The organism is Micromonospora sp. NPDC003241 (assembly GCF_053589795.1).
Genome location: NZ_JBSFSO010000050.1, coordinates 1 through 20,218 on the forward strand (window position 1 = coordinate 1; position 20,218 = coordinate 20,218).

A 20,218-nucleotide genomic window follows, 5' to 3' on the forward strand; every position below is an offset into this window, starting at 1 on the left:
GGCAGCCCGACCGGCGCAGGGATCAAGCCTGACCGCCCGGAGCCGGTCGGGCTGCCCGGAACCCCCACCGCGCAACCACCGCCCAAACCCAAAAACACAGACATCACGACCCAGCCCGAACCGAAGCCCCACCAAGCTTCTCCACCACAGCCCGCACCCGAACCCCAGCCCGCAACGGCACCGCCGCCGTAGCCGCCCCCGCCAGGAACACCCACCCTTCCCGCAGCCGTACGCCGTGCCGACCGGCCAGCCGGATGCCCTCGTCGAGGGCCCGACGCGGGTCGCCGAGGATGGCCGCCGTCGAGCCGACCTGGGCCACCCGTCCGTCGATCTCCAGCAGGACGCCGAGGTTCTCCAGCCCGTCGGGCACCGGCGACCAGGGGCCGATCACGAACGCGCCGGCCGAGGTGTTGTCGGCGATGACGTCCGGTAGCGAGAACGTGAAGTTCGCGTACCGGCTGTCGATCAGCTCGATCGCCGGGGCGACCGCGCGGACCGCGTCGGTGAAGTCGCCGACCGGCTCGCCGGGTTCGGGCAGCCGGTCCAGTAGGAACGCCACCTCGGGTTCGACCCGGGGGTGGATGAAGCCGGTCACGTCGACGGTGCCGCCGTCGGGGATCCGCATCGCGTCGGTGAGCCGTCCCCAGATCACCTCGTCCACACCGACCTGGGCCATCTTCGCCTTGCTGGTGAGCCCCATCTTCAGCCCGACCAGCCGCTCGCCACGGTCGAGCCGATGCTGCACCAGTGCGGCCTGCACCGCGTACGCGGCGTCGACGTCGAGACCGGCCTCGGCGGCGACCTGCGGTACAGCGGTGGCCGTGTCGGCCGCCCGGTCCAGTGTCGCCGCGATCTGCGCGATGTCCGGCCCAGTCATGATTTCTCCTGCCCTGCGAGGTCCAGCGCCACGTCGACGATCATGTCCTCCTGCCCGCCGACCATCCGCCGCCGGCCGAGTTCGACCAGGATGGAGCGGACGTCCACGCCGTACCGGGCGGAGGCCCGTTCGGCGTGCCGGAGGAAGCTGGAGTAGACCCCGGCGTAGCCGAGGGAGAGGGTTTCCCGGTCCACCTGGACCGGCCGGTCCTGGAGCGGGCGGACGATGTCGTCGGCGGCGTCCATCAGCGCGAACACGTCGCAGCCGTGCTTCCAGCCGTGCAGTTCGGCGACCGCGACGAAGACCTCCAGCGGCGCGTTGCCGGCCCCGGCGCCCATTCCGGCGAGCGAGGCGTCCACCCGGACGGTACGCCCGTGCGGGGCGTCCGGGCCGATCGCGTCGGCGCCGACGATGCGCCCGTGCTCGACGGCCAGCACGCTGTTGGCCACTCCGAGCGAGAGGTTGTGGTGCGCGTGGATGCCGATCTGCGTGGTCGGTTCCAGCACCTGCCGGTACGCGTCGACGCGCTGCGCCACGTCGGACATCAGCAACCGGCCGCCGGAGTCGGTGACGTAGACGCAGTGCGCCCCGTACGACTCCATCAGTTTGGCCTGCGCGGCCAGCCCGGCCGGGTCGTTCATGTGCGACATCATCAGGAAGCCTGCGACGTCCATGCCGTTCTCGCGGGCCCACGAGATGTGCTGGGCGGAGATGTCGGCCTCGGTGCAGTGGGTGGCGATCCGGACGCTGGTCACGCCGAGCGCGCGGGCCGCCTTGAGGTCGGCGATGGTGCCGATGCCGGGCAGCAGCAGGGTGGTCAGCTTCGCGGTGGTCATCACTTCGGCCGCCGCCGCGATCCAGTCGGCGTCGCTGGCCGCGCCGTGGCCGTAGTTGACGCTGGAACCGGCGAGACCGTCGCCGTGCGCCACCTCGATCGCGGCCACCCCGGCGGCGTCCAGCGCGGCGGCGATGGTGCGGACCTGGTCGACGGTGTACCGGTGTGCGATGGCGTGCATACCGTCGCGCAACGTCACGTCCTGGATGTACAGCTCGGTCACCGGCCCGCCCTCCACGACCGCAGCGGCGTTCGTCGTGGTCACGCCCGCACCCCCTCGGCGCGCAGGGCGACCAGGCGCTGCGCGGTCCGCAGCGCGGCCGAGGTCATGATGTCCAGGTTCCCGGCGTACGCGGGCAGGTAGTGCCCGGCACCGGCGACCTCCAGGAAGACCGTCACCTGTACGCCGGTGAGCTGCCGCCCCAGCGTCGGCACGTACGCGTCCACCCGGTCGAACTGCACGTCCTGCTTGAGCCGGTAGCCGGGGACGTACTCCTGCACCTCGGCGACCATCGCGGCGACCGACTCGGCGATGGCGGCCCGGTCGGCGTCCGGGTCGGGGCAGAGGCAGTAGACGGTGTCCCGCATCAGCAGCGGCGGCTCGGCCGGGTTCAGCACGATGATCGCCTTGCCGCGTTCCGCGCCGCCGACCACTTCGATCGCCCGGGAGGTGGTCTCGGTGAACTCGTCGATGTTGGCCCGGGTGCCGGGACCGGCGGACCGCGAGGCGATCGAGGCGACAATCTCGCCGTACGCCACCGGGGTGATCCGGCGGACCGCCGCCACGATCGGCACGGTCGCCTGCCCACCACAGGTCACCATGTTCAGGTTCGTCTCGTGCAGGTGCTCGTCGAGGTTGACCGGCGGCACCACGTACGGGCCGATGGCGGCCGGGGTCAGGTCGACCACCGTGCGCCCGTGGCTTCGCAGCACCGCGTCGTTGTGTCGGTGCGCGCCGGCCGACGTGGCGTCGAAGACCAGGTCGACGTCGGCGAACTCGGGCATCGCGACCAGCCCGTCCACGCCCTCGGCGGTGGTGGCCACGCCGAGGCGGCGGGCGCGGGCCAGCCCGTCGGAGGCCGGGTCGATGCCGGCCATCGCCACCATCCGCAGGCCCGCCGCGCCGCCGTCGGCGTCACCGCCCGACCGGAGCACCTTGATCATCAGATCGGTGCCGATGTTGCCGGACCCGATCACCGCCACTCCGGCCATCAGGACGCCTCCTTCGCGAAGCAGGCCCGGACCGAACCGAGCCCGGAGATACGTGCCTCGTACGTCGCGCCGGGCGTCACCGGCACCATCGGCCCGAGCGCACCGGAGAGCACCACGTCACCGGCGCGCAGCGGGTCACCGGCGCGGGCCAGCGTGCCGGCCAGCCAGGCCAGCGCGTGCAGCGGGTTGCCGAGGCAGGCCGCCCCGGCACCGACCGACACCGGTTCCCCGGCGTGTTCCAACACCATCCCGGCCAGCCGCAGGTCCACGTCGCTCACCCGACGCGGCGAGGTGCCCAGCACGAACAGCCCGCTGGAGGCGTTGTCCGCCACGGTGTCCACGATGGAGATGTCCCATCCGGCCACCCGGGAGTCGACGACCTCGATGGCCGGCAGCAGATGGTCGACGGCGCGCAGCACGTCCACGGTGGTGACCCGAGCGTCGGGCAGGTCGGCGCCGAGCACGAAGGCGATCTCCGCCTCGACCCGGGGCTGGAGCAACCGGTCCAGGGCGATCTCGGCCCCGTCGGGCACCGCCATGACGTTGGTGAGCACACCGAAGTCCGGCTCGTACACGCCGAACGCGTCCTGCACCGCCCGGGAGGTCAGCCCGACCTTCGCGCCCACCCGGCGCTGGCCGGACGCCAGCCACTCGCGTACCTGGATCTGCTGCACCCGGTACGCCGCCTCGACGTCCCCTTCGGGCAGCAGTCGCCCGCGCAGCGGCGGGCACGGCTTCCCACTCGCCCGAGCCTCGATCAGCTCACGGCCAACAGCATCGAAGTCAACGGTCATGAGAGGTCCACGCAGACGTTGGTGAGTTCGGAGTAGAAGTCGAGCGAGTGCACGCCGCCCTCGCGGCCGATGCCGGACGCCTTCACCCCGCCGAACGGGGTACGCAGGTCGCGCAGGAACCACGTGTTGACCCAGACGATGCCGGCGTCCAGCCGGGCGCCGGCCCGGTGCGCCCGACCCACGTCCCGGGTCCACACGGTCGCCGCCAGGCCGTACTCGGTGCCGTTGGCCAGCTCGTACGCCTCGTCCTCGGTGTCGAAGGGCGCGACGTGCACCACCGGCCCGAAGATCTCCTCGCGGTTGGTGCGGGCGTCCGGGCCGAGCCCGGTCAGGACAGTCGGCTGCACGTACGCGCCACCGTCGCGGGCGTCGCCGAACTGCGGCACCCCGCCGCCGGCCAGCACCTGCGCCCCCTCGGCGCGGGCCAGGTCGTAGTGGCCGAGCACCTTGTCCCGGTGGGCGTGCGAGATCAGCGGCATGTTCACGGTCGCCTCGTCGGCGGGCCAGCCGTACGCCAGCTCGGCGGCGCGCGCGGCCAGCCGCTCGGTGAACTCCTCGAACACCGGTCGCTGCACGAGGATCCGCTCGGTGCAGAGGCACACCTGGCCGCCGTTGGTGAAGCTGGACCGGACCGAGCCGGCGACCGCCGCGTCCAGGTCGGCGTCGGCGAAGACCAGCCCGGCGTTCTTGCCGCCTAGCTCGAAGCTGACCGCCTTCACGCCGTCGGCGGCGGCGCGCATGATGGCGCTGCCGGTGGCGGACTCCCCGGTGAAGGTGATCGCGTCGACGCTCGCGTGCCGGGTGAGGGACTCCCCGGCCGAACCGGGACCGAAGCCGTGCACCAGGTTGAACACACCCTCGGGCACACCGGCCGCCGCCATCACCTCGGCGAGCAGCGTGGCCGAGGCGGGGGTCTCCTCGCTGGGCTTGACCACCACGGCGTTGCCGCAGGCCAGGGCCGGTGCGACCTTCCAGGTCAGCAGCAGCAGCGGCAGGTTCCACGGCACGATCACCGCGACCACGCCGACCGGCTTGCGGACCGCGTAGTTGAGTGCCCGGCCGCCGGTCGGGGTGACCGTGGTGAATGACTCGGTCGGCGCGGTCGCCACGATCTCGGCGAAGGCCCGGAAGTTGGCCGCGCCACGCGGGATGTCCAGGGTGCGGGCCTGCGAGATGGCCTTGCCGGTGTCGGCCACCTCGGCGGTGACCAGGTCGTCGAAGCGGCGCTCCAACTCGTCGGCGACCCGACGGAGCACCTCGGCGCGTTCCCGCTCCCCCATCCGACCCCACGGCCCGCGCAGCGCCGCCCGGGCCGCCGCCACCGCGTCGTCCACCACCGACGCGCCGGCCTCGACCACCTCGAAGACCGGTTCGCCGGTGACCGGGCTCCGTCGGGTGAAGCGGGCGCCCTCGTCGCGGAACTCGCCGCCGACGAAGTTGCGCAGCAGGACAGGGCCGTCCGGCGCGTGCCCGGTCATCAACCGGGGGTCCCAGCGGGTCATCGACGTCTCCCGCGCCCGATCGCCACCGCCGCACCGGCCACCGCCGCCAGCACACCGGCGGCCACCGCGCCGAGCACCTGGTACTGCCGGCGCACCCGGCGGCGCACCTGCGCGTACGGGACGGTGGAGAAGGAGACCATCTCGTACTGGGAGACGTACCGTCCGGGCAGCGCCCGCTCCAGGGCGTGCTCGACCTTCTTGCGGGTCCGGAACACCGGCGAGGCGACCTTGTCGCGCATCTCCACGAAGTTGGCCAGTGCCATCCGGGCGATCGCCTCGGCGTTGCCCTGCCGGCGCTGCTGGAACAGTGGCAGCGCGGCGGACCAGTCGTCGGCGCACTCGGACAGGCAGCGGTCCAGCTCCACCACGTCCTCGAAGGCGCAGTTCGCGCCCTGGCCGTAGAACGGGACGATGGCGTGCGCCGCGTCGCCGAGCAGGCCGACGCGTCCGTTCACCTGCCACGGGTCGCAGCGCACCGTGCCGAGGACGCCGACCGGGTTGTGCTGGTAGTCGTCGACCAGGTCGGGGGCGAGCGGCAGCAGGTCCGGGTAGTGCGCGGCGAAGTGCCGTTCGATCGCCGCCTTGCTGCCCAGCGAGGCGAAGCTCGCGGTGCCGTGGGTGGGCCAGAACAGCGTGCAGGTGAAGGAGCGGTCCGGGTTGGGCAGCGCGATCATCATCGAGGTGCCGCGCGGCCAGATGTGCAGCGCACCCTCGTCCAGGGCGAAGTCACCATCGGCCGGCGGGATGCTCAGTTCCTTGTAGCCGTAGTCGAGGAAGTCGACGCTCTCGGTGAGCAGGCCGTGTTCGAGCAGTTGTCCGCGTACCGCCGAGCCGGCACCGTCGGTGCCGAGGACGACGCGCGCGTCCGCGGTGACCGCGCCCTGCGGGGTCTCGAAGGTCATCCGCGCGGTGTCCGGGTCCAGGCCGACCAGCCGGTGGTCGAAGGCGATCCGCACGCCGGGCAGCTTCGCGGCGGCCTCCAGCAGCGCGTTGTTCAGCGCACCCCGGCTGATCGAGTTGATCGCCCGGTCGCCGGAGACGCTGTACGACTGGAAGCCCGGCTCACCGAGCACCGGGTGCACCATCCGGCCGCGCATCGGCAGCGCGTCGGCCATCACCTGCTCGTCGAGCCCGATCCGGCGCAACGCGTCGAGCCCGCGCTCGGAGAGCGCCAGGTTGATCGACCGGCCCCGTTCGATGGTCCCGGTACGCGGGTCCGGCCGCCGCTCGTACAGCGCCACCGGGTAGCCCCGGCGGGCCAGGAAACAGGCCAGCAGGCAGCCGGCCAGCCCGGCGCCGACCACGGCGATCTCGTCGCGTTCCCGGTTCATCCAGCTCTCCCAACGGTCGCGGCCAGCGCGTCGGCGACCCGCCAGCAGTCGTGGTACGTCGAGTAGAGCGGCACCGGGGCGAACCGGACGACGTCCGGCTCCCGGGCGTCGGCGATCACTCCGTGCTCGTACCGGAGCCGCTTGGTCAGCTCCCTGGCGCTGCCCTCGCCGAGTCTGACCGAGAGTTGGCAGCCACGGCGCCCCGGGTCGCGCGGGGTGATCACGGTCAGCGGCCGGTCGGCGGTCACCTCGTCCAGCAGCCGCTCCAGGTAGCCGGTGAGCCGCAGGCTGCGCTCGCGCAGCGTGGGCATCCCGACCGCGTCGAACAGCTCCAGCGAGGTACGCACCGGCCCCATCGAGAAGATCGGCGGGTTGGAGATCTGCCACGCCTCCACGGTGGACGGTGGACGACTGACCGGGGTCATCTCGAAGCGGGTCGCCGCCGCCGTGCTCCACCAGCCCTCGAAGCGGGGCAGGTCCGCGTCGCCGTGGTGCCGCTCGTGCACGAACACCCCGCCGAGCGCGCCCGGTCCGGAGTTGAGGTACTTGTACGAGCACCAGGCCGCGAAGTCGACGTCCCACTCGTGCAGCGACAGCGGCACGTTGCCGGCGGCGTGCGCCAGGTCCCAGCCGACGACCGCCCCGGCGGCCCGGCCGGCGGCGGTGATCGCCGGGACGTCCATCAGCTCGCCGGTGAGGTAGTTGACTCCGCCGAGCATCACCAGGGCGACGGTGTCCCCCTCGGCGGCCAGGAACGCGGTGACGTCCTCGGTGCGCAGGGTGTCCTCGCCGGGGCGCGGCGTCAGCCGGACGACCGTGGTGTCCGGGTCGAGGCCGTGGAACCGGGCCTGGCTGCGCACCGCGTAGCTGTCCGACGGGAAGGCGCTGTCCTCGATGACGATCCGGGTCCGCGTGCCGGTCGGCCGGTAGAAGCTGACCATCAGCAGGTGCAGGTTGACCGTGAGCGAGTTCATCACCACGGTCTCGGTGGGCAGGGCGCCGACCAGTCGCGCGGCCGGGGCCGTCAACAGCTCGTGGTACGGCAGCCAGGGCCGTGCCGCCTCCAGGTGCCCCTCGACACCGAGCCGCCCCCAGTCGTCCAGGTCGGCCAGCAACTCGTCCCGGGTGGCCCGGGGTTGCAGGCCGAGCGAGTTGCCGGCCAGGTAGGCCGACTCGGGATGGTGACCACCGTCGGCCGGTGGCACGTGGAACAGGTGCCGGTGTCCGGGGTCGGTGGCGTCCAGCCGGAGGGCTTCGGCCTCGCCGGGGCGTGGCGCCTCGGCCTCGTTCGTCGTCATCGTCGCCTCACATCGCGGTACGGGCGGACCACAGCTCGGGGAAGACCACCCGGGCCATGCTGCGTTGCAGCCAGGCCAGCCCGGCGGAGCCGCCGCTGCCGACCTTGGCGCCCATGGTGCGCTGCACCGCCTTGATGTGGTGGTGCCGCCAGTCGCCGAACTGTTCGGCGACCTCGGTCAGCGCCTCACCGAGCATCCGCAGGTGGTTGTCCGGGCCGGAGTCGGCATAGATCCGCACCCAGGCCGCCTCGACGGCGGGGTGCGGCTCGTGCTCGACCGCCACGTCCCGCTCCAGCAGGTCGGCGGGCAGCTCGTGGCCGTGCCGGGCGAGCAGGGCCACCACCTCGTCCCAGACGCTCGGCGTGTCGAGGGCGGCGGTCAGCTCGGCGTGCACCTCGGTCTGCCGGCGGAACGGCCGGATCAGCGCCGGGTCGCGCAGCCCGAGCTGGAACTCCAGGTGGCGGTACATGGCCGACTGGAAGCCCGAGCCCTCGCCGAGCAGGTTGCGGAAGCGGTTGAAGTCGGCCGGGGTCATCCAGCGCAGCCCCCGCCAGGCGGCGTTGAGCCCTTCCAGGTGCAGCGCGGCCCGCCGCAGCGGGGCGAGCGCCTCCCACACCCGGTCGGTGTGCACCAGCCGGGCGGCGTCGCGCAGTTCGTGGCAGGTCAGGCCGAAGTACAGCTCCATGATCTGGCTGACCATCAGGAACGACATCTCGCCCGGGTCGTCGCTCAGCGGCTGCTGCAACCGGTGCAGCGTGCTGGCCTGCACGTACGCGTCGTACGGCACCCGCTCGGCGAACTCCAGCGTCGGCTCGCCGCCGTTGCGTGCGGCACGGGCCGCGCGCTGGCGGCCGGTGACCGGACGCACCGCCGCCCGGGTACCGGGGCGCAGTTCCGTCTGCTCCATGCGTCCGCTCCTTCCTGGCGTCGGTCCAGACATGATCTCGCGGTGGGATCGCCGGACGGAATGCCTCTTCAACGGCGGTTACGCAGGTCGACCTGCCGAACGAAAGGCACTGGCAGCGGTTCGGTTGCCGGACGTAAGGTCGCCGCGTGGACGAGATGGACTGGGCCCTGCTCCGTGAGCTGCAGGCCGACGCGCGACTGTCGTTCAGCGAGCTGTCCCGGCGGGTGCACCTGTCTCCCCCGGCGGTCGCCGAACGGGTCCGGCGGCTGGAGGAGACCGGCGTGGTCACCGGCTACCACGCCCACGTCGACCTGGCCCGGGCCGGTCGCAACGTGGTGGCGCTGATCCGGATGTCCTGTTACGGCGCCCGGTGCATCCTGCACGTCCCCGAGGTCGCCGACTGGCCGGAGATCCTGGAGATCCACCGGATCACCGGCGACGCGTGCAGCGTGCTGAAGGTCGCGGCCTGCTCGATCGGGGAGTTCGAGGCCGTCATCGACCGACTCGCCCCGTACGGGCAGCCGTCGAGCACGATGGTCCTCTCCACTCCGCTGGGCTGGCAGCCGGTCACCCCGCTGTCGGGTTAGCCGCCCCGGCAGCGGGAATGCGCCGCGGGTCGCCCCAGCAGGACCGGTGCACCGGTGCCGGGAGGGAGGATCATGCGGGGTCTGCTTCCGTACCCGTCGACCATCGTCCGACTGTTCGGCGCGTTCGCCCTGATCGGGGCTTTCGTCCTGGTCGGCGCCGCGCCCGCGCGAGCGGGTGAGAACACCTTCGTCGAGGTGACGCCGAACAGCGTGCAGGCCGGCTCGCGGGTGCACCTCAAGGCGAGCTGCGACAACGCCAACAACCGGCAGGCCGAGGTGACCTCGGACGCGTTCCGTCAGGTCTTCCTCCGCCCGGACAACGGCTTCCTCACCGGGGACGTCACCGTGCCGAGCGACAAGCAGGCCGGCGACTACCCGGTCAACCTGCGCTGCGAGAACGGTCAGACGGCCCACACCACGCTGACCGTGCTGAACATGGAGCAGCCCACCAAGGGACCGGCGACCGGTGGCGGCGGCACCGCAGGCGGCGGGACCGGCTCGATGCTGCTGCTCGGCGGCGCCGCCACGGTGGCCGCAGTGGTGGTGTTCGGGCTGGTCAGCAACCGGCGTCGGGCCGGTTCCTGACCCGCTGTCGCGATGAGCGGCCCTCGCGTACCCGTGCCGGAACCCGGTCCGGGCCTACGCCGGACCACCGCCCGTCGGGTGCCTCGCGCCTGGCGACGGGTGGTGGGCACGGCGTGGGGCCGGCTGGGCCGGGTCACCGCGCAGATGGGGACGGCCAGCGTCAGTACGCCGGATCCGGCGACCCCGCCGCTGCCGCCTCGGGGTCGACAGGTCGGCCGGTACCGGCGTTTCGGCCGCTCCACCCCCGGGGTGCCGGTCCTGGTGATCGGTGCGCTGATGCTGCTGATCGTCACGATGCTCGGCGTCGAGCGGCTGACCGGGGTGAACCTGCTGCCGGACCGGTTCATCGCCGGGCTGGCCCGTCCGCCGAAGGACTACCCGATGCTGTCGGCGAGCGAGCCGGTCAGCATCGAGATCAGCAAGATCGACCTGACCGCCCCGGTGCACAACGTCGGGATCGCGCCGGACGGCAGCGTCGCCGCCCCGCCGGCCGAGCGGGCCCAGGAGGCCGGGTGGTACGACCAGGGCCCGACCCCCGGCCAGTACGGCCCGGCCGTCATCGTCGGGCACGTGGACACCAGCACCGGCCCGGCCGTCTTCCAGGACCTGCGGGAGTTGCGGTCCGGTGACCGGGTCGAGGTGGCCCGCTCCGACGGCTCGGTGGCGGTGTTCGAGGTCGAGCGGGTCGGCCGGTACGACAAGGAGCAGTTGCCGGCGGACGACGTCTTCGGCGACTTCAGCCGACCCCAGTTGCGGCTGATCACCTGCGGTGGGCGCTGGGTCGGCGGCGAGACCGGCTACGCGGACAACGTGATCGTCTTCGCCTCACTGGTGCAGGCCCGCTGACCCGGCCTGCGGTCGGCCGACATCGGACTTCGCAGGCGGCGCGACTCGGGGACGCCGCTCCGGCGGCTCCAGCCTCGGCTCAGGCGGCTCCCGGCCGGACGGCCCAGGAGGCTCCGGCCGGGCGCGACTCGGGCTTCCGCCGGCGGCTCAGGCGGCTTCGGGCTCGCGCAGGTCGAGCCAGTCCGCCCAGCGGGGGTCGGGGGCGCGGTGCCCGAGCACCCGCCAGGCGATCCCGCGCGGCGGGGCCGGCGGGGAGTGCAGCCGCCAGCCCATCTCGGCCGGGGTCTTGTCGCCCTTGCTGTGGTTGCAGCGGGCGCACGCGGCGACCACGTTCTCCCAGGCGTGCCGACCGCCCCGGCTGCGCGGGAAGACGTGGTCGATGGTCTCGGCCGGGCCTCGGCAGTAGGCGCACCGCCAGCCGTCCCGGGCGAAGATCGCCCGCCGGGACAGGCCGACGTGGGTGCGGTACGGCACCCGGACGAACCGGGTGAGCCGGACGACGGAGGGCACCGGGAGCGCATTGCGTGCGCTGTGCAGGATGCCCTCGCCGTCGGCGACACAGACCGCCTTGGCGGAGAGCACGAGGATCGCGGCACGGCGTACCGACACGACACACAGCGGCTCGTAGGTGGCGTTGAGAACCAGCGCGCCGGAGCCCACCGTGGGTCGTATGTCAGGCATCGCGTCACCCTCCCGGTCAAGCGGCAGTCACACTCGCCACCGCCGACCGGTGTCGGACACAGCCCCACACCATGTCGACGCCGGCCGGATCACCGACGTCCGTTGCGCCAATCGTCCCTGATCGGAACCGCGAATGCACGCACTAATCCTGGGTAGCTGGGGAGGCTTTCCCGACCGGCCGCATCCGACGTCACCGTCCGGTGGGGCGGCGGTGTACTCGCCGGGCGGTTGCGGTACGAACACAGGGTGATTGTCAGCATCCTTCGTACCGTCGCACCCACACCGACCCCGGCAGCGCCGGAACCGGACGAGACGCCCAGCCCCGAGTGTCTCGACGAGGTGGTCTGCAACTGGGTCTGGAAGTTCTCCGACTCGGTGTGGTTCGCCGAGGGCAGCTACTGGATCCTGATCAAGCCGCTGCGGATCATCCTGATCCTGCTGCTCGCGATGGCCGCCCGCTGGCTGGTGCACCGCACCATCCGCCGGTTGGTCCGCACCACCAGCGACGCCGGGGTGCCCACCATGCTCCGCCCGCTGCGCGAGCGCATCCCGACCGCCACCGCCCAACCTGGCGAGTTCGTGCCAGAACGCCGCCGGCAACGCGCCGAGGCGATCGGCTCGGTGCTGCGCAGCATCAGCACGGCGTTCATCTACGGCATCGCGGTGCTGATGGTGCTCAAGGAGTTCAGCTTCGAGCTGGCACCGCTGCTGGCCAGCGCGGGCATCGCCGGCGTGGCACTCGGCTTCGGCGCGCAGAGCCTGGTGAAGGACCTGCTCGCCGGACTCTTCATGCTCCTGGAGGACCAGTACGGGGTCGGCGACAACGTCGACCTGGGTGAGGCGAGCGGTGTGGTCGAGGCGGTCGGGTTGCGCGTCACCACCGTGCGCGACGGCCGGGGTGTGCTCTGGTACATCCGCAACGGCGAGATCGTCCGGGTCGGCAACAAGAGCCAGGGCTGGGCGTTGGTGGTGGTGGACCTGCCGATCGGTTTCGCCGGCACCGAGGAGGCCATGGCGGTGCTGCGGACCGCCGCCGCCTCGGTCGCGGTCGACCCGGACCTGGCCCAGTCGATCGTGGAGCCGCCGGACGTACTCGGCGTCGAGCAGGTGACGGTGGAGGGCACGGTCATCCGCACGGTGGCCAAGACCACCGCCGAGGGGCAGTTCGCCGTCGGCCGGGAACTGCGTCGCCGGCTCGCCGAGGCGCTGGAGAACTCCGGCATCACGGCACGGATCGCGGCGGGCCGGTTCCTTCCCGGGCTACCTACTCGTTCCGATAGTGAGACCGGTCAGGGGGGTGCCACCTGAGCGGGGCGACGGGGGTCGCGGCCGAGTGGCCCCTCGGGTATCGTCCGTTCGTTCAGTCGGAGATGCGACCGTCCACCCGTTCGCCCTAGCCAGTTGTCAGACGATCGGGCAGAATCCGGTTCACGCGCTACCAAGCGCGGTCACGTCCTCGCTGATCCGACAGATCTGACGATGGTTCCGGGACAGCCATCACGAGTGGCCGGCCACCGGGACGATGGAGGCGATGGTGTCCGACGAGCGACCTTCTCCGGAAGGGCCGGCCACCTTCCGTGAAGTTTTCGCCCAGAGTGAGTACCGCGCCGTCTTCGCGGCCAACACGCTGACCTGGATCGGCGACTACGTCGCCAAGGCGGCGGTCACCCTCCTGGTCTATCGGACGACCCAGTCCGTCGCGCTCTCCGCCGCCGCCTTCGCGGTGAGCTACCTGCCGTGGCTGATCGGCGGGCCGCTGCTGGCCACCGTCGCCGAGCGACACCGGTACCGGCAGGTGATGGTCATCTGCGACGTCATCCGCATGTCGCTGATGCTGCTCATCGCCATCCCGGGCATCCCGGTGCCGGTGATCCTGGCGTTGCTGTTCGCCACCACTCTGGCCAACCCGCCGAGTCAGGCCGCCCGGTCCGCGTTGATGCCGCTGATCCTGCCCGGCGACCGGCTCGTCGTGGGGCTCTCCATCAACGCCAGCGTGGGGCAGGCCGCCCAGGTGGTCGGCTATCTGCTCGGCGCCGTCGTGGCGACGGTGAGCCCGACCGCCGCGCTGCTGATGAACGCGGCCGCCTTCGCGCTCTCCGCGCTGCTCGTCCGCTTCGGTGTCCGCGACCGGGCGCCGGTGATGAGCACCGCCCACCGCAGTCACCTGCTGCGCGAGACCGCCGACGGGTTCCGGATCGTCTTCCGGACGCCGGTGTTGCGGGCGATCGCCGTCCTGGTCTTCAGCGCCATGCTCTTCTCGATCGTGCCCGAGGGGCTCGCCGCCGCCTGGGCGAACGAGAGCGCGGGCGGGATGAACACCGGCCTGGCCCAAGCCGTGATCATGGCCTCGCACCCGCTCGGCTTCATCCTCGGCGGTCTGCTGATCGCGCGGCTCGTCGGGCCGGCCCGACGGCTGGCCCTGATGCGACCGCTGGCCGTCTTCGCGCCGCTGGCCCTGGTGCCCTCGCTGCTCGACCCCTCACCGGTGATGGTGGCCCTGCTCGCCGCCGTCTCCGGGTTCGCGGTCGCCGGCATGCTGCCGGTGGCCAACGGACTCTTCGTGCAGGCCCTGCCGGACGGCTTCCGGGCCCGGGCCTTCGGCGTGATGGCCACCGGCGTACAGGTGATCCAGGGCGCGGCGGTGCTGGTGACCGGGTTGCTCGCCGAGCGCTTCCCGATCCCCGTCGTGGTCGGGGTGTGGAGTATCGCGGGGGTGCTGCTGATGTCGATCGTGGCGCTCCGCTGGCCCGACCACCGGACGGTGGCCGCCTCCGTCGAGGCGGCCCGGCGCGCCGGTGCCGACCCCGCTCAGGGCGATGCCGGCGGGTCCGAGGTGCCGGGCTCCGAGCAGGTGGGTCCGGGCCGACCACAGCACGCGGTGAGCTGAACCACCCTCGGCGGGCCGTCCCGGTCGGGCCGTCGGTCGATGGCGCCTGGCAGGATGGAACGGTGAATCCCGCAGGTGAGTCCGAGCGCAACGGCGAGACGGTCACGCTCTTCGAGGCCGTCGGCGGCGAGCCCACGTTCCGCAAACTGGTCGACGAGTTCTACGCCGGCATCGCCACAGATCCGCTGCTACGGCCGATGTACCCGGAGGACCTGGGCCCGGCCTCCGACCGGATGAGGCTATTCCTCATGCAGTACTGGGGTGGCCCGAACACCTACTCCTCCCAGCGGGGGCACCCCCGGCTGCGGATGCGGCACGCGCCGTTCCGGATCGGCGCGGCCGAGCGCGACGCCTGGTTGCGGCACATGCGCCGGGCGGTCGAGCGCCTCGACCTGCCGCCGACGATCGAGACCGAGCTCTGGACCTACCTGGAACGGGCGGCCCTCTTCATGGTCAACACGATGGAGGACCCGGCCGCGCCCGCGTGAGGCACCGCCGGACCATCCGGGGCGCCCGCCACCTGCGCGGCGGCGGGCCGCACCCGTCGAGGTCAGAGCAGCGCGCCCTCGTCGTGCAGCCAGTCGACGAAGCTGGTGGCCACCGCCGCACCGCAGTCGAGCAGCTCGACCAGTAGGGCGTCGTGGGCCCCTGCGGCGAGCGGCACCTGCAACTCGGCATAGATCGGCAACTGGCCGCGTTCGGTGGCGTCACCCACGTACGCCTTGCAGAAGCGCCGGGTGTGGTTCCACTCGTTGACCACCCGGTAGGCCCGGTCCGCCCAGTCCGGCGGCACGGTCGCGTGCGGCCTGGCCCGGAGCACGAGGATCTCGTCCTCGGGCCCTTCCAGCGTGACCAGCACCGCGTGCCGCTCCCACATGGCCAACAGGTTGCCGTCACCGTCGGCGAGATAGCGCACGTCGAGCAGATCGAGCGCGTCGCAGACCCGGCCCAGGGTGACCGGTTCGACGGTTGCCGGCATGTCGGCGATCAACGGATGCTCCCCGCCCGACCGGTCGTCCCCCGGTCGGCGGGGCGGAGGCGGCCCGACCCGGACCGTGCCTTCCACCGTGATCCTGCTTCGAGTTTCCGGGTCGCCGCCACTGGCGGGACCGGGGCGCCATGACCACCACGGCATCGCTCGCGCACCTCACTCCCCAGCGGATCCAGTCGCCTACGGTGGGTTGGATCCGAGGATGGACGGTACCCGGACAGCCGGAACGAAGCACCCCCCCAACGGCAGCCCCAGCCCAGAAGGATGAACCAGGGTCATCCGTTCGCATGAGCCACGGAGGGCCGTACGACAAGATCCGTGGCCTTCTGCGACCAGACAGCTCCATACGGTCCCACCAGCCCGACCCATCGGCCAGCCGCACGGACCTGGACCGCGCCCGATTCCGGCGAATCCCCGGCAGGACCTAGGAAACCCATCCGAACCAGACCCTGCACCAATCGCTGGGTCACCTCCACCGGACGGCCAGGCTCGTCGTCCGGCGTCACCACCACCGCCACGTGGTCCAGCAGGGCGTCCCGCAGTGCCCGCTGCCCGACCGCCCGACCGGCCACCCCGTGCGCGGCGGCCTCGCGCAGGGTGCCCGCCGCCGCCAAGGCGAGCCGGCGAAGCTCCCCGCCCGGCAGCGTCTCCACCCACCGGCTCCCGGTCGGCGGCAACGCCCAGCGCCACTGCGCGTCCTGGCGTGCCGGCAGCGCGGTCTCCCCGGCCGCCAGCGCGGCCAGCAGGCTCCCGGCGGCCACCGTGACGTCCCCGGCGCCCGGACCGGCCACCGTGCGCGCCGCCAGGACGCCCCACGGCAGCCGGGCCCAGAGCGAGGTACGGCCCGCTGCGCCGGCGGGCCGCAACCGGACCAGGGCGGCGCTCTCCAACCGCACCAGCCGGGACAGGAACGCCCCGGCGTCGGCGACGTCGGCGATCCCGTGCCCGGTGCCGCCGCCCGGTGGTCCGGTCACGGTGTCCCGCCGTCGAGGGCGTACCCGAGCAGGAAGGCCCGTTCCTGCTCGGTCAGCCGGCGAGCCGCCTGCTGGGCGAGGTCGAACGGCACCAGCACCGAACGCGCCCGGCTGACCAGCAGGTCACCGTCGTACATCTCGTAGCCGATGGTGAAGGAGGCGGCCCGGATCTGCTCCACCCAGAGGTCGATCCGCACCGTGGGCGCGCCCTCGGCGGTGGCGCGGTGCAGGGCGAAGTCGACCGGGCGCAGGTAGTCGATCTCGTGCCGACGGATCACCACACCGTTGGTGAACGAGTCGATCCCCTGGGCCTGGGCGCCGGCGAACATCAACGCCACCCGGGCCTCCTCATAGAGCGTGAGGAAGCGGGCGTTGTTGACGTGACCGTACGCGTCCTGGTCGGACCAGCGCAGGGTGCAGTGATAGACGAACCTGTCAGCCACGACGATCCGCCCCGCTCAGTCGCGGGTCAGCTTGCGGTAGGTCACCCGGTGTGGCCGGGCCGCCTCGGCGCCGAGCCGGTCGACCTTGTTCTTCTCGTACGCCTCGAAGTTGCCCTCGAACCAGAACCACTTGGCCGGGTTCTCGTCGTCGCCCTCCCAGGCCAGGATGTGCGTGGCGACCCGGTCCAGGAACATCCGGTCGTGGGAGATCACCACGGCGCAGCCGGGGAACTCCAGCAGCGCGTTCTCCAGGCTGGACAGCGTCTCCACGTCCAGGTCGTTGGTCGGCTCGTCGAGCAGGATCACGTTCCCGCCGATCTTGAGCGTGAGCGCCAGGTTGAGCCGGTTGCGCTCGCCGCCGGAGAGCACCTTGGTCGGCTTCTGCTGGTCCGGCCCCTTGAAGCCGAACGCGGCGATGTACGCCCGGGACGGCATCTCGACCCTGCCCACCATGAGGTGGTCCAGCCCGTCGGAGACGACCTCCCAGACCGACTTGTCACCGGCCAGGCCCTGCCGGTTCTGGTCGACGTACGACAGCGAGACGGTGTCGCCGACCTTGACCGAGCCGTCGGTCGGCTGCTCCAGCCCGACGATGGTCTTGAACAGCGTGGTCTTGCCGACGCCGTTCGGGCCGATGATGCCGACGATGCCGTTGCGCGGCAGCGAGAACGACAGGTTGTCGATGAGCACCCGGTCGCCGAAGCCCTTGGTCAGGTTGTGCGCCTCGATGACGGTGTTGCCCAGACGCGGACCTGGCGGGATCTGGATCTCCTCGAAGTCCAGCTTGCGGGTCTTCTCGGCCTCGGCGGCCATCTCGTCGTACCGGTCGAGCCGGGCCTTGGACTTGGTCTGCCGCGCCTTGGCGTTGGAGCGGACCCACTCCAGCTCCTCGGTAAGGCGCTTCTTCATCTTGGCGTCGCGGCGTCCCTCGACGGCGAGCCGCGCGGCCTTCTTCTCCAGGTACGTGGAGTAGTTGCCCTCGTAGCCGACGGCCCGGCCCCGGTCCAGCTCCAGGATCCAGCCGGCCACGTTGTCCAGGAAGTACCGGTCGTGGGTGATCGCCAACACGGTGCCGGCGTACTTGGCCAGGTGCTGCTCCAGCCACTGCACGCTCTCCGCGTCCAGGTGGTTGGTGGGCTCGTCGAGCAGCAGCAGGTCGGGCGCCTCCAGCAGCAGCTTGCAGAGCGCGACCCGGCGGCGCTCACCACCGGAGAGCTGGGTGACGTCGGCGTCCGGCGGCGGGCAGCGCAGCGCGTCCATGGCCAGTTCGAGCTTGGAGTCGATGTCCCAGGCGTCGGCGTGGTCCAGCTCCTCCTGGAGCCGGCCCATCTCCTCCATCAGCTCGTCGGAGTAGTCGGTCGCCATCTGCTCGGCGATCTTGTTGAACCGCTCCAGCTTGGCCTTGGTGTCCGCGACCGCCTCCTCGATGTTGCCGAGGACGGTCTTCGCGTCGTTGAGCGGCGGCTCCTGGGCCAGCAGCCCGACGGTGTAGCCGGGCATCAGCCGGGCCTCGCCGTTGCTCGGCCGGTCCAGCCCTGCCATGATCTTGAGGAGGCTGGACTTACCGGCGCCGTTCGGGCCGACCACACCGATCTTGGCCCCCGGCAGGAAGCTCAGCGTCACGTTGTCGAGCACGACCTTGTCGCCGTGCGCCTTGCGCGCCTTTTCCAGGACGTAGATGTACTGGGCCACGGTACGGGCTACCCTCCGTCGGTGGTGATCGCCGAATGTCGTGTGGTGCGGGTGCGGGCCGGTTGACCGCCCGCCGCCGGCCGGGAGCCGGCCGCGCGCACACCATCGTCAATCCTGACAGGTACGCCGCCCCGCGCCCACATCGCCCCGCCCGCGCTGCCGTGCAGGCCACCGGGCCGACGCGCAGCAGCCCAGGGTGTCGGGGCAGGCGGCGGGCCATGTCACCATGATCACGTTCACGGTTGACGGAGTCTGGGAAGGGTAGGTGACTCCGGCACGGGGGAACAGACGCCGCAGCTACGCTCAGTACGCTCATCGCGGTGGACCCGTCAGCACCCGGAGGTGGCCGATCGTGACCGTCCGTAGCTCCTTTGTCGTAGTGGCGAATCGACTGCCGGTCGACGAGGTGAGCACACCTGAGGGCCGGCAGTGGCGACGCAGCCCGGGCGGGCTGGTCACCGCACTGCATCCCGTCCTCGCCGAGCATCAGGGCACCTGGGTCGGTTGGGCCGGTGGCACCGGCGCGGCCCCCGAACCGTTCGACCTGGAGGGCATCCGTCTGCACCCGGTGCCGTTGAGCGCCGAGGAGCTGGAGCGCTACTACGAGGGCCAGTCCAACGCCACCATCTGGCCGCTCTATCACGACGCCGTCGAGACGCCCGCCTACAAGCGACGCTGGCGCGAGGCGTACCGGCTGGTCAACGCCCGCTTCGCGGAGGCCGCGGCGGAGGTCGCGGCCGAGGGCGCGACGGTGTGGGTGCAGGACTACCAGCTCCAGCTGGTGCCGGCCATGCTCCGGGAGCTCCGCCCCGACCTGCGGATCGGGTTCTTCCTGCACATCCCGTTCCCGCCGATCGAGCTGTTCATGCAGATGCCGTTCCGCGCCGAGATCCTGCGCGGACTGCTCGGCGCCGACCTGATCGGGTTCCAGCAGCGTCTTGCCGCGCAGAACTTCGTCCGGCTGGCCCGCCACCTGCTCGGCCTGCGCTACGAGGGCCAGATGATCCAGGTGGACGGTCGGCAGGTCAAGGCCGGTGCGTTCCCCATCTCCATCGACACCAAGGAGATGGAGCGGTTGGCCGCCGACCCGGCGATCCAGGCCCGGGCCAAGGAGATCCGCGAGGAGCTGGGCAATCCCAAGACGATCATCCTCGGCGTGGACCGGCTCGACTACACCAAGGGCATCGAACTACGCCTCAAGGCCTTCCGCGAGCTACTCGCTGACGGAAAGTTGACAGTCCCGGACGCCGTTATGGTGCAGGTCGCTACGCCGAGCCGCGAACGGGTCGAGCACTACCAGGCACTTCGCGTCAAGGTCGAGCGCGAGGTTGGTCGGATTAATGGCGAATTTGGGCGGGTCGGTGTGCCGGCGGTGCATTATCTGCATCAGTCGTACAGTCGGACCGAACTGGCTGCGATGTACGCCGCCGCTGACGTGATGATGGTGACTCCACTGCGAGACGGTATGAACCTCGTGGCCAAGGAGTATGTCGCGTCGAGGGCGGACCACGGGGGCGCGCTCGTACTCAGTGAGTTCGCCGGCGCAGCCACCGAGCTGCGTCAGGCGTTCCTGTGCAACCCGCACGACCCCGACGCAGTCAAGGACGCTCTGCTACGGGCCGTGCATGTGGAGAAGCCGGAGGCTCGTCGCCGTATGCGGACTATGCAACGCCATCTGCGCACCCACGACGTGGGGCACTGGGCAAAGTCCTTCCTCACCGAACTAGGTGTGCCTGACATGGAGGCGGCGTGAACGCCGGCTCAAACGAGATCATC

20 protein-coding genes are annotated in these 20,218 nt (G+C 71.6%); 7 read left to right on the forward strand and 13 right to left on the reverse strand.

Going from position 1 to position 20,218, the window contains the following annotated elements; translation table 11 throughout:
* Window positions 1-103: 103 nt before the first annotated feature.
* Genes ACWDVW_RS27870 through ACWDVW_RS27905 form a run of 8 tightly spaced genes read right to left on the reverse strand, consistent with a single transcriptional unit; the run spans window position 104 to window position 8,756 of the window.
* Window positions 104-877, reverse strand: coding sequence for a 2-keto-4-pentenoate hydratase (locus tag ACWDVW_RS27870; RefSeq protein ID WP_449954578.1), 774 nt, complete (start codon window positions 875-877; stop codon window positions 104-106).
* Entirely contained in the window at window positions 874-1,935 is a 1,062-nt protein-coding gene (gene dmpG, locus ACWDVW_RS27875; protein ID WP_449954667.1) for a 4-hydroxy-2-oxovalerate aldolase, read from the reverse strand. The genes ACWDVW_RS27870 and dmpG overlap by 4 nt, the downstream gene beginning before the upstream one ends.
* Window positions 1,936-1,973: 38 nt before the next feature.
* Window positions 1,974-2,927 carry an acetaldehyde dehydrogenase (acetylating) gene (locus ACWDVW_RS27880; protein ID WP_449954670.1) on the reverse strand — a complete coding sequence of 318 codons (954 nt, stop codon included), beginning with the start codon at window positions 2,925-2,927 and terminating at the stop codon, window positions 1,974-1,976.
* On the reverse strand, window positions 2,924-3,718 hold the full coding sequence (locus tag ACWDVW_RS27885) for a 2-keto-4-pentenoate hydratase (RefSeq protein ID WP_449954581.1): 795 nt from the start codon (window positions 3,716-3,718) through the stop codon (window positions 2,924-2,926). The genes ACWDVW_RS27880 and ACWDVW_RS27885 overlap by 4 nt, the downstream gene beginning before the upstream one ends.
* Window positions 3,715-5,196 carry a 2-hydroxymuconic semialdehyde dehydrogenase gene (locus tag ACWDVW_RS27890; RefSeq protein ID WP_449954673.1) on the reverse strand — a complete coding sequence of 494 codons (1,482 nt, stop codon included), beginning with the start codon at window positions 5,194-5,196 and terminating at the stop codon, window positions 3,715-3,717. Before ACWDVW_RS27890 ends, ACWDVW_RS27885 begins: the two co-directional genes overlap by 4 nt.
* Window positions 5,197-5,216: 20 nt before the next feature.
* Window positions 5,217-6,551: an FAD-dependent oxidoreductase gene (locus tag ACWDVW_RS27895; protein ID WP_449954583.1), complete on the reverse strand. Its 1,335-nt coding sequence runs from the start codon at window positions 6,549-6,551 to the stop codon at window positions 5,217-5,219.
* Window positions 6,548-7,849: a kynureninase gene (gene kynU / locus ACWDVW_RS27900; RefSeq protein WP_449954585.1), complete on the reverse strand. Its 1,302-nt coding sequence runs from the start codon at window positions 7,847-7,849 to the stop codon at window positions 6,548-6,550. The genes ACWDVW_RS27895 and kynU overlap by 4 nt, the downstream gene beginning before the upstream one ends.
* A 7-nt stretch (window positions 7,850-7,856) precedes the next feature.
* Complete coding sequence (locus ACWDVW_RS27905) at window positions 7,857-8,756, reverse strand: tryptophan 2,3-dioxygenase (RefSeq protein ID WP_396752743.1); 900 nt, start codon at window positions 8,754-8,756, stop codon at window positions 7,857-7,859.
* Between the two features lie 146 nt (window positions 8,757-8,902).
* On the opposite strand from ACWDVW_RS27905, the gene ACWDVW_RS27910 reads away from it, so the two are divergent.
* The 3 genes from ACWDVW_RS27910 (at window position 8,903) to ACWDVW_RS27920 (ending at window position 10,774) form a co-directional block, all read left to right on the forward strand.
* Window positions 8,903-9,343, forward strand: coding sequence for an Lrp/AsnC family transcriptional regulator (locus ACWDVW_RS27910; RefSeq protein ID WP_449954588.1), 441 nt, complete (start codon window positions 8,903-8,905; stop codon window positions 9,341-9,343).
* A gap of 72 nt (window positions 9,344-9,415) precedes the next feature.
* On the forward strand, window positions 9,416-9,928 hold the full coding sequence (locus ACWDVW_RS27915) for a hypothetical protein (protein WP_449954591.1): 513 nt from the start codon (window positions 9,416-9,418) through the stop codon (window positions 9,926-9,928).
* A 12-nt stretch (window positions 9,929-9,940) separates the two neighbouring features.
* Window positions 9,941-10,774, forward strand: a complete 834-nt coding sequence (locus ACWDVW_RS27920) for a class F sortase (RefSeq protein ID WP_449954594.1) — start codon at window positions 9,941-9,943, stop codon at window positions 10,772-10,774.
* Window positions 10,775-10,921: 147 nt separating this feature from the next.
* Here ACWDVW_RS27920 and ACWDVW_RS27925 read toward each other — a convergent pair whose 3' ends face one another.
* Window positions 10,922-11,455: an HNH endonuclease gene (locus ACWDVW_RS27925; RefSeq protein WP_131056270.1), complete on the reverse strand. Its 534-nt coding sequence runs from the start codon at window positions 11,453-11,455 to the stop codon at window positions 10,922-10,924.
* A 246-nt stretch (window positions 11,456-11,701) separates the two neighbouring features.
* Here ACWDVW_RS27925 and ACWDVW_RS27930 point away from each other — a divergent pair, with 246 nt between their 5' ends.
* The 3 genes from ACWDVW_RS27930 (at window position 11,702) to ACWDVW_RS27940 (ending at window position 14,830) form a co-directional block, all read left to right on the forward strand.
* Window positions 11,702-12,763: a mechanosensitive ion channel family protein gene (locus ACWDVW_RS27930; protein ID WP_449954596.1), complete on the forward strand. Its 1,062-nt coding sequence runs from the start codon at window positions 11,702-11,704 to the stop codon at window positions 12,761-12,763.
* 223 nt (window positions 12,764-12,986) lie between these two features.
* Window positions 12,987-14,342 carry an MFS transporter gene (locus tag ACWDVW_RS27935; RefSeq protein WP_449954599.1) on the forward strand — a complete coding sequence of 452 codons (1,356 nt, stop codon included), beginning with the start codon at window positions 12,987-12,989 and terminating at the stop codon, window positions 14,340-14,342.
* A 62-nt stretch (window positions 14,343-14,404) separates the two neighbouring features.
* The gene (locus ACWDVW_RS27940) at window positions 14,405-14,830 is read left to right on the forward strand and encodes a globin (RefSeq protein ID WP_449954601.1); all 426 of its coding nucleotides are present in this window, start codon (window positions 14,405-14,407) and stop codon (window positions 14,828-14,830) included.
* A 62-nt stretch (window positions 14,831-14,892) separates the two neighbouring features.
* On the opposite strand, the gene ACWDVW_RS27945 is transcribed toward ACWDVW_RS27940, so the two are convergent.
* The 4 genes from ACWDVW_RS27945 to ettA form a co-directional block, all read right to left on the reverse strand.
* Window positions 14,893-15,477, reverse strand: a complete 585-nt coding sequence (locus ACWDVW_RS27945) for a type III secretion system chaperone family protein (RefSeq protein ID WP_396698983.1) — start codon at window positions 15,475-15,477, stop codon at window positions 14,893-14,895.
* A 131-nt stretch (window positions 15,478-15,608) separates the two neighbouring features.
* Complete coding sequence (locus ACWDVW_RS27950; RefSeq protein WP_449954605.1) at window positions 15,609-16,307, reverse strand: hypothetical protein; 699 nt, start codon at window positions 16,305-16,307, stop codon at window positions 15,609-15,611.
* Window positions 16,304-16,750: an acyl-CoA thioesterase gene (locus tag ACWDVW_RS27955; RefSeq protein ID WP_350700255.1), complete on the reverse strand. Its 447-nt coding sequence runs from the start codon at window positions 16,748-16,750 to the stop codon at window positions 16,304-16,306. The genes ACWDVW_RS27950 and ACWDVW_RS27955 overlap by 4 nt, the downstream gene beginning before the upstream one ends.
* A 15-nt stretch (window positions 16,751-16,765) precedes the next feature.
* Entirely contained in the window at window positions 16,766-18,442 is a 1,677-nt protein-coding gene (gene ettA, locus ACWDVW_RS27960; protein WP_449954607.1) for an energy-dependent translational throttle protein EttA, read from the reverse strand.
* Between the two features lie 352 nt (window positions 18,443-18,794).
* On the opposite strand from ettA, the gene ACWDVW_RS27965 reads away from it, so the two are divergent.
* Window positions 18,795-20,195 (forward strand): alpha,alpha-trehalose-phosphate synthase (UDP-forming), encoded by a 1,401-nt coding sequence (locus ACWDVW_RS27965; RefSeq protein WP_449954610.1) that lies wholly within the window; start codon window positions 18,795-18,797, stop codon window positions 20,193-20,195.
* The last annotated feature ends 23 nt before the right edge of the window (window positions 20,196-20,218 follow it).

Excerpts from the sequence above, each read along its gene's own strand:
- ACWDVW_RS27890 (WP_449954673.1), bottom strand. The coding sequence starts at position 5,196 with ATGACCGGGCACGCGCCGGACGGCCCTGTCCTGCTGCGCAACTTCGTC.
- ACWDVW_RS27920 (WP_449954594.1), top strand. The coding sequence starts at position 9,941 with ATGAGCGGCCCTCGCGTACCCGTGCCGGAACCCGGTCCGGGCCTACGC.
- ACWDVW_RS27870 (WP_449954578.1), bottom strand. The coding sequence starts at position 877 with ATGACTGGGCCGGACATCGCGCAGATCGCGGCGACACTGGACCGGGCG.
- ACWDVW_RS27915 (WP_449954591.1), top strand. The coding sequence starts at position 9,416 with ATGCGGGGTCTGCTTCCGTACCCGTCGACCATCGTCCGACTGTTCGGC.
- kynU (WP_449954585.1), bottom strand. The coding sequence starts at position 7,849 with ATGACGACGAACGAGGCCGAGGCGCCACGCCCCGGCGAGGCCGAAGCC.
- ACWDVW_RS27885 (WP_449954581.1), bottom strand. The coding sequence starts at position 3,718 with ATGACCGTTGACTTCGATGCTGTTGGCCGTGAGCTGATCGAGGCTCGG.
- ACWDVW_RS27905 (WP_396752743.1), bottom strand. The coding sequence starts at position 8,756 with ATGGAGCAGACGGAACTGCGCCCCGGTACCCGGGCGGCGGTGCGTCCG.
- ACWDVW_RS27945 (WP_396698983.1), bottom strand. The coding sequence starts at position 15,477 with ATGCCGTGGTGGTCATGGCGCCCCGGTCCCGCCAGTGGCGGCGACCCG.
- ACWDVW_RS27895 (WP_449954583.1), bottom strand. The coding sequence starts at position 6,551 with ATGAACCGGGAACGCGACGAGATCGCCGTGGTCGGCGCCGGGCTGGCC.
- ACWDVW_RS27925 (WP_131056270.1), bottom strand. The coding sequence starts at position 11,455 with ATGCCTGACATACGACCCACGGTGGGCTCCGGCGCGCTGGTTCTCAAC.
- ACWDVW_RS27935 (WP_449954599.1), top strand. The coding sequence starts at position 12,987 with ATGGTGTCCGACGAGCGACCTTCTCCGGAAGGGCCGGCCACCTTCCGT.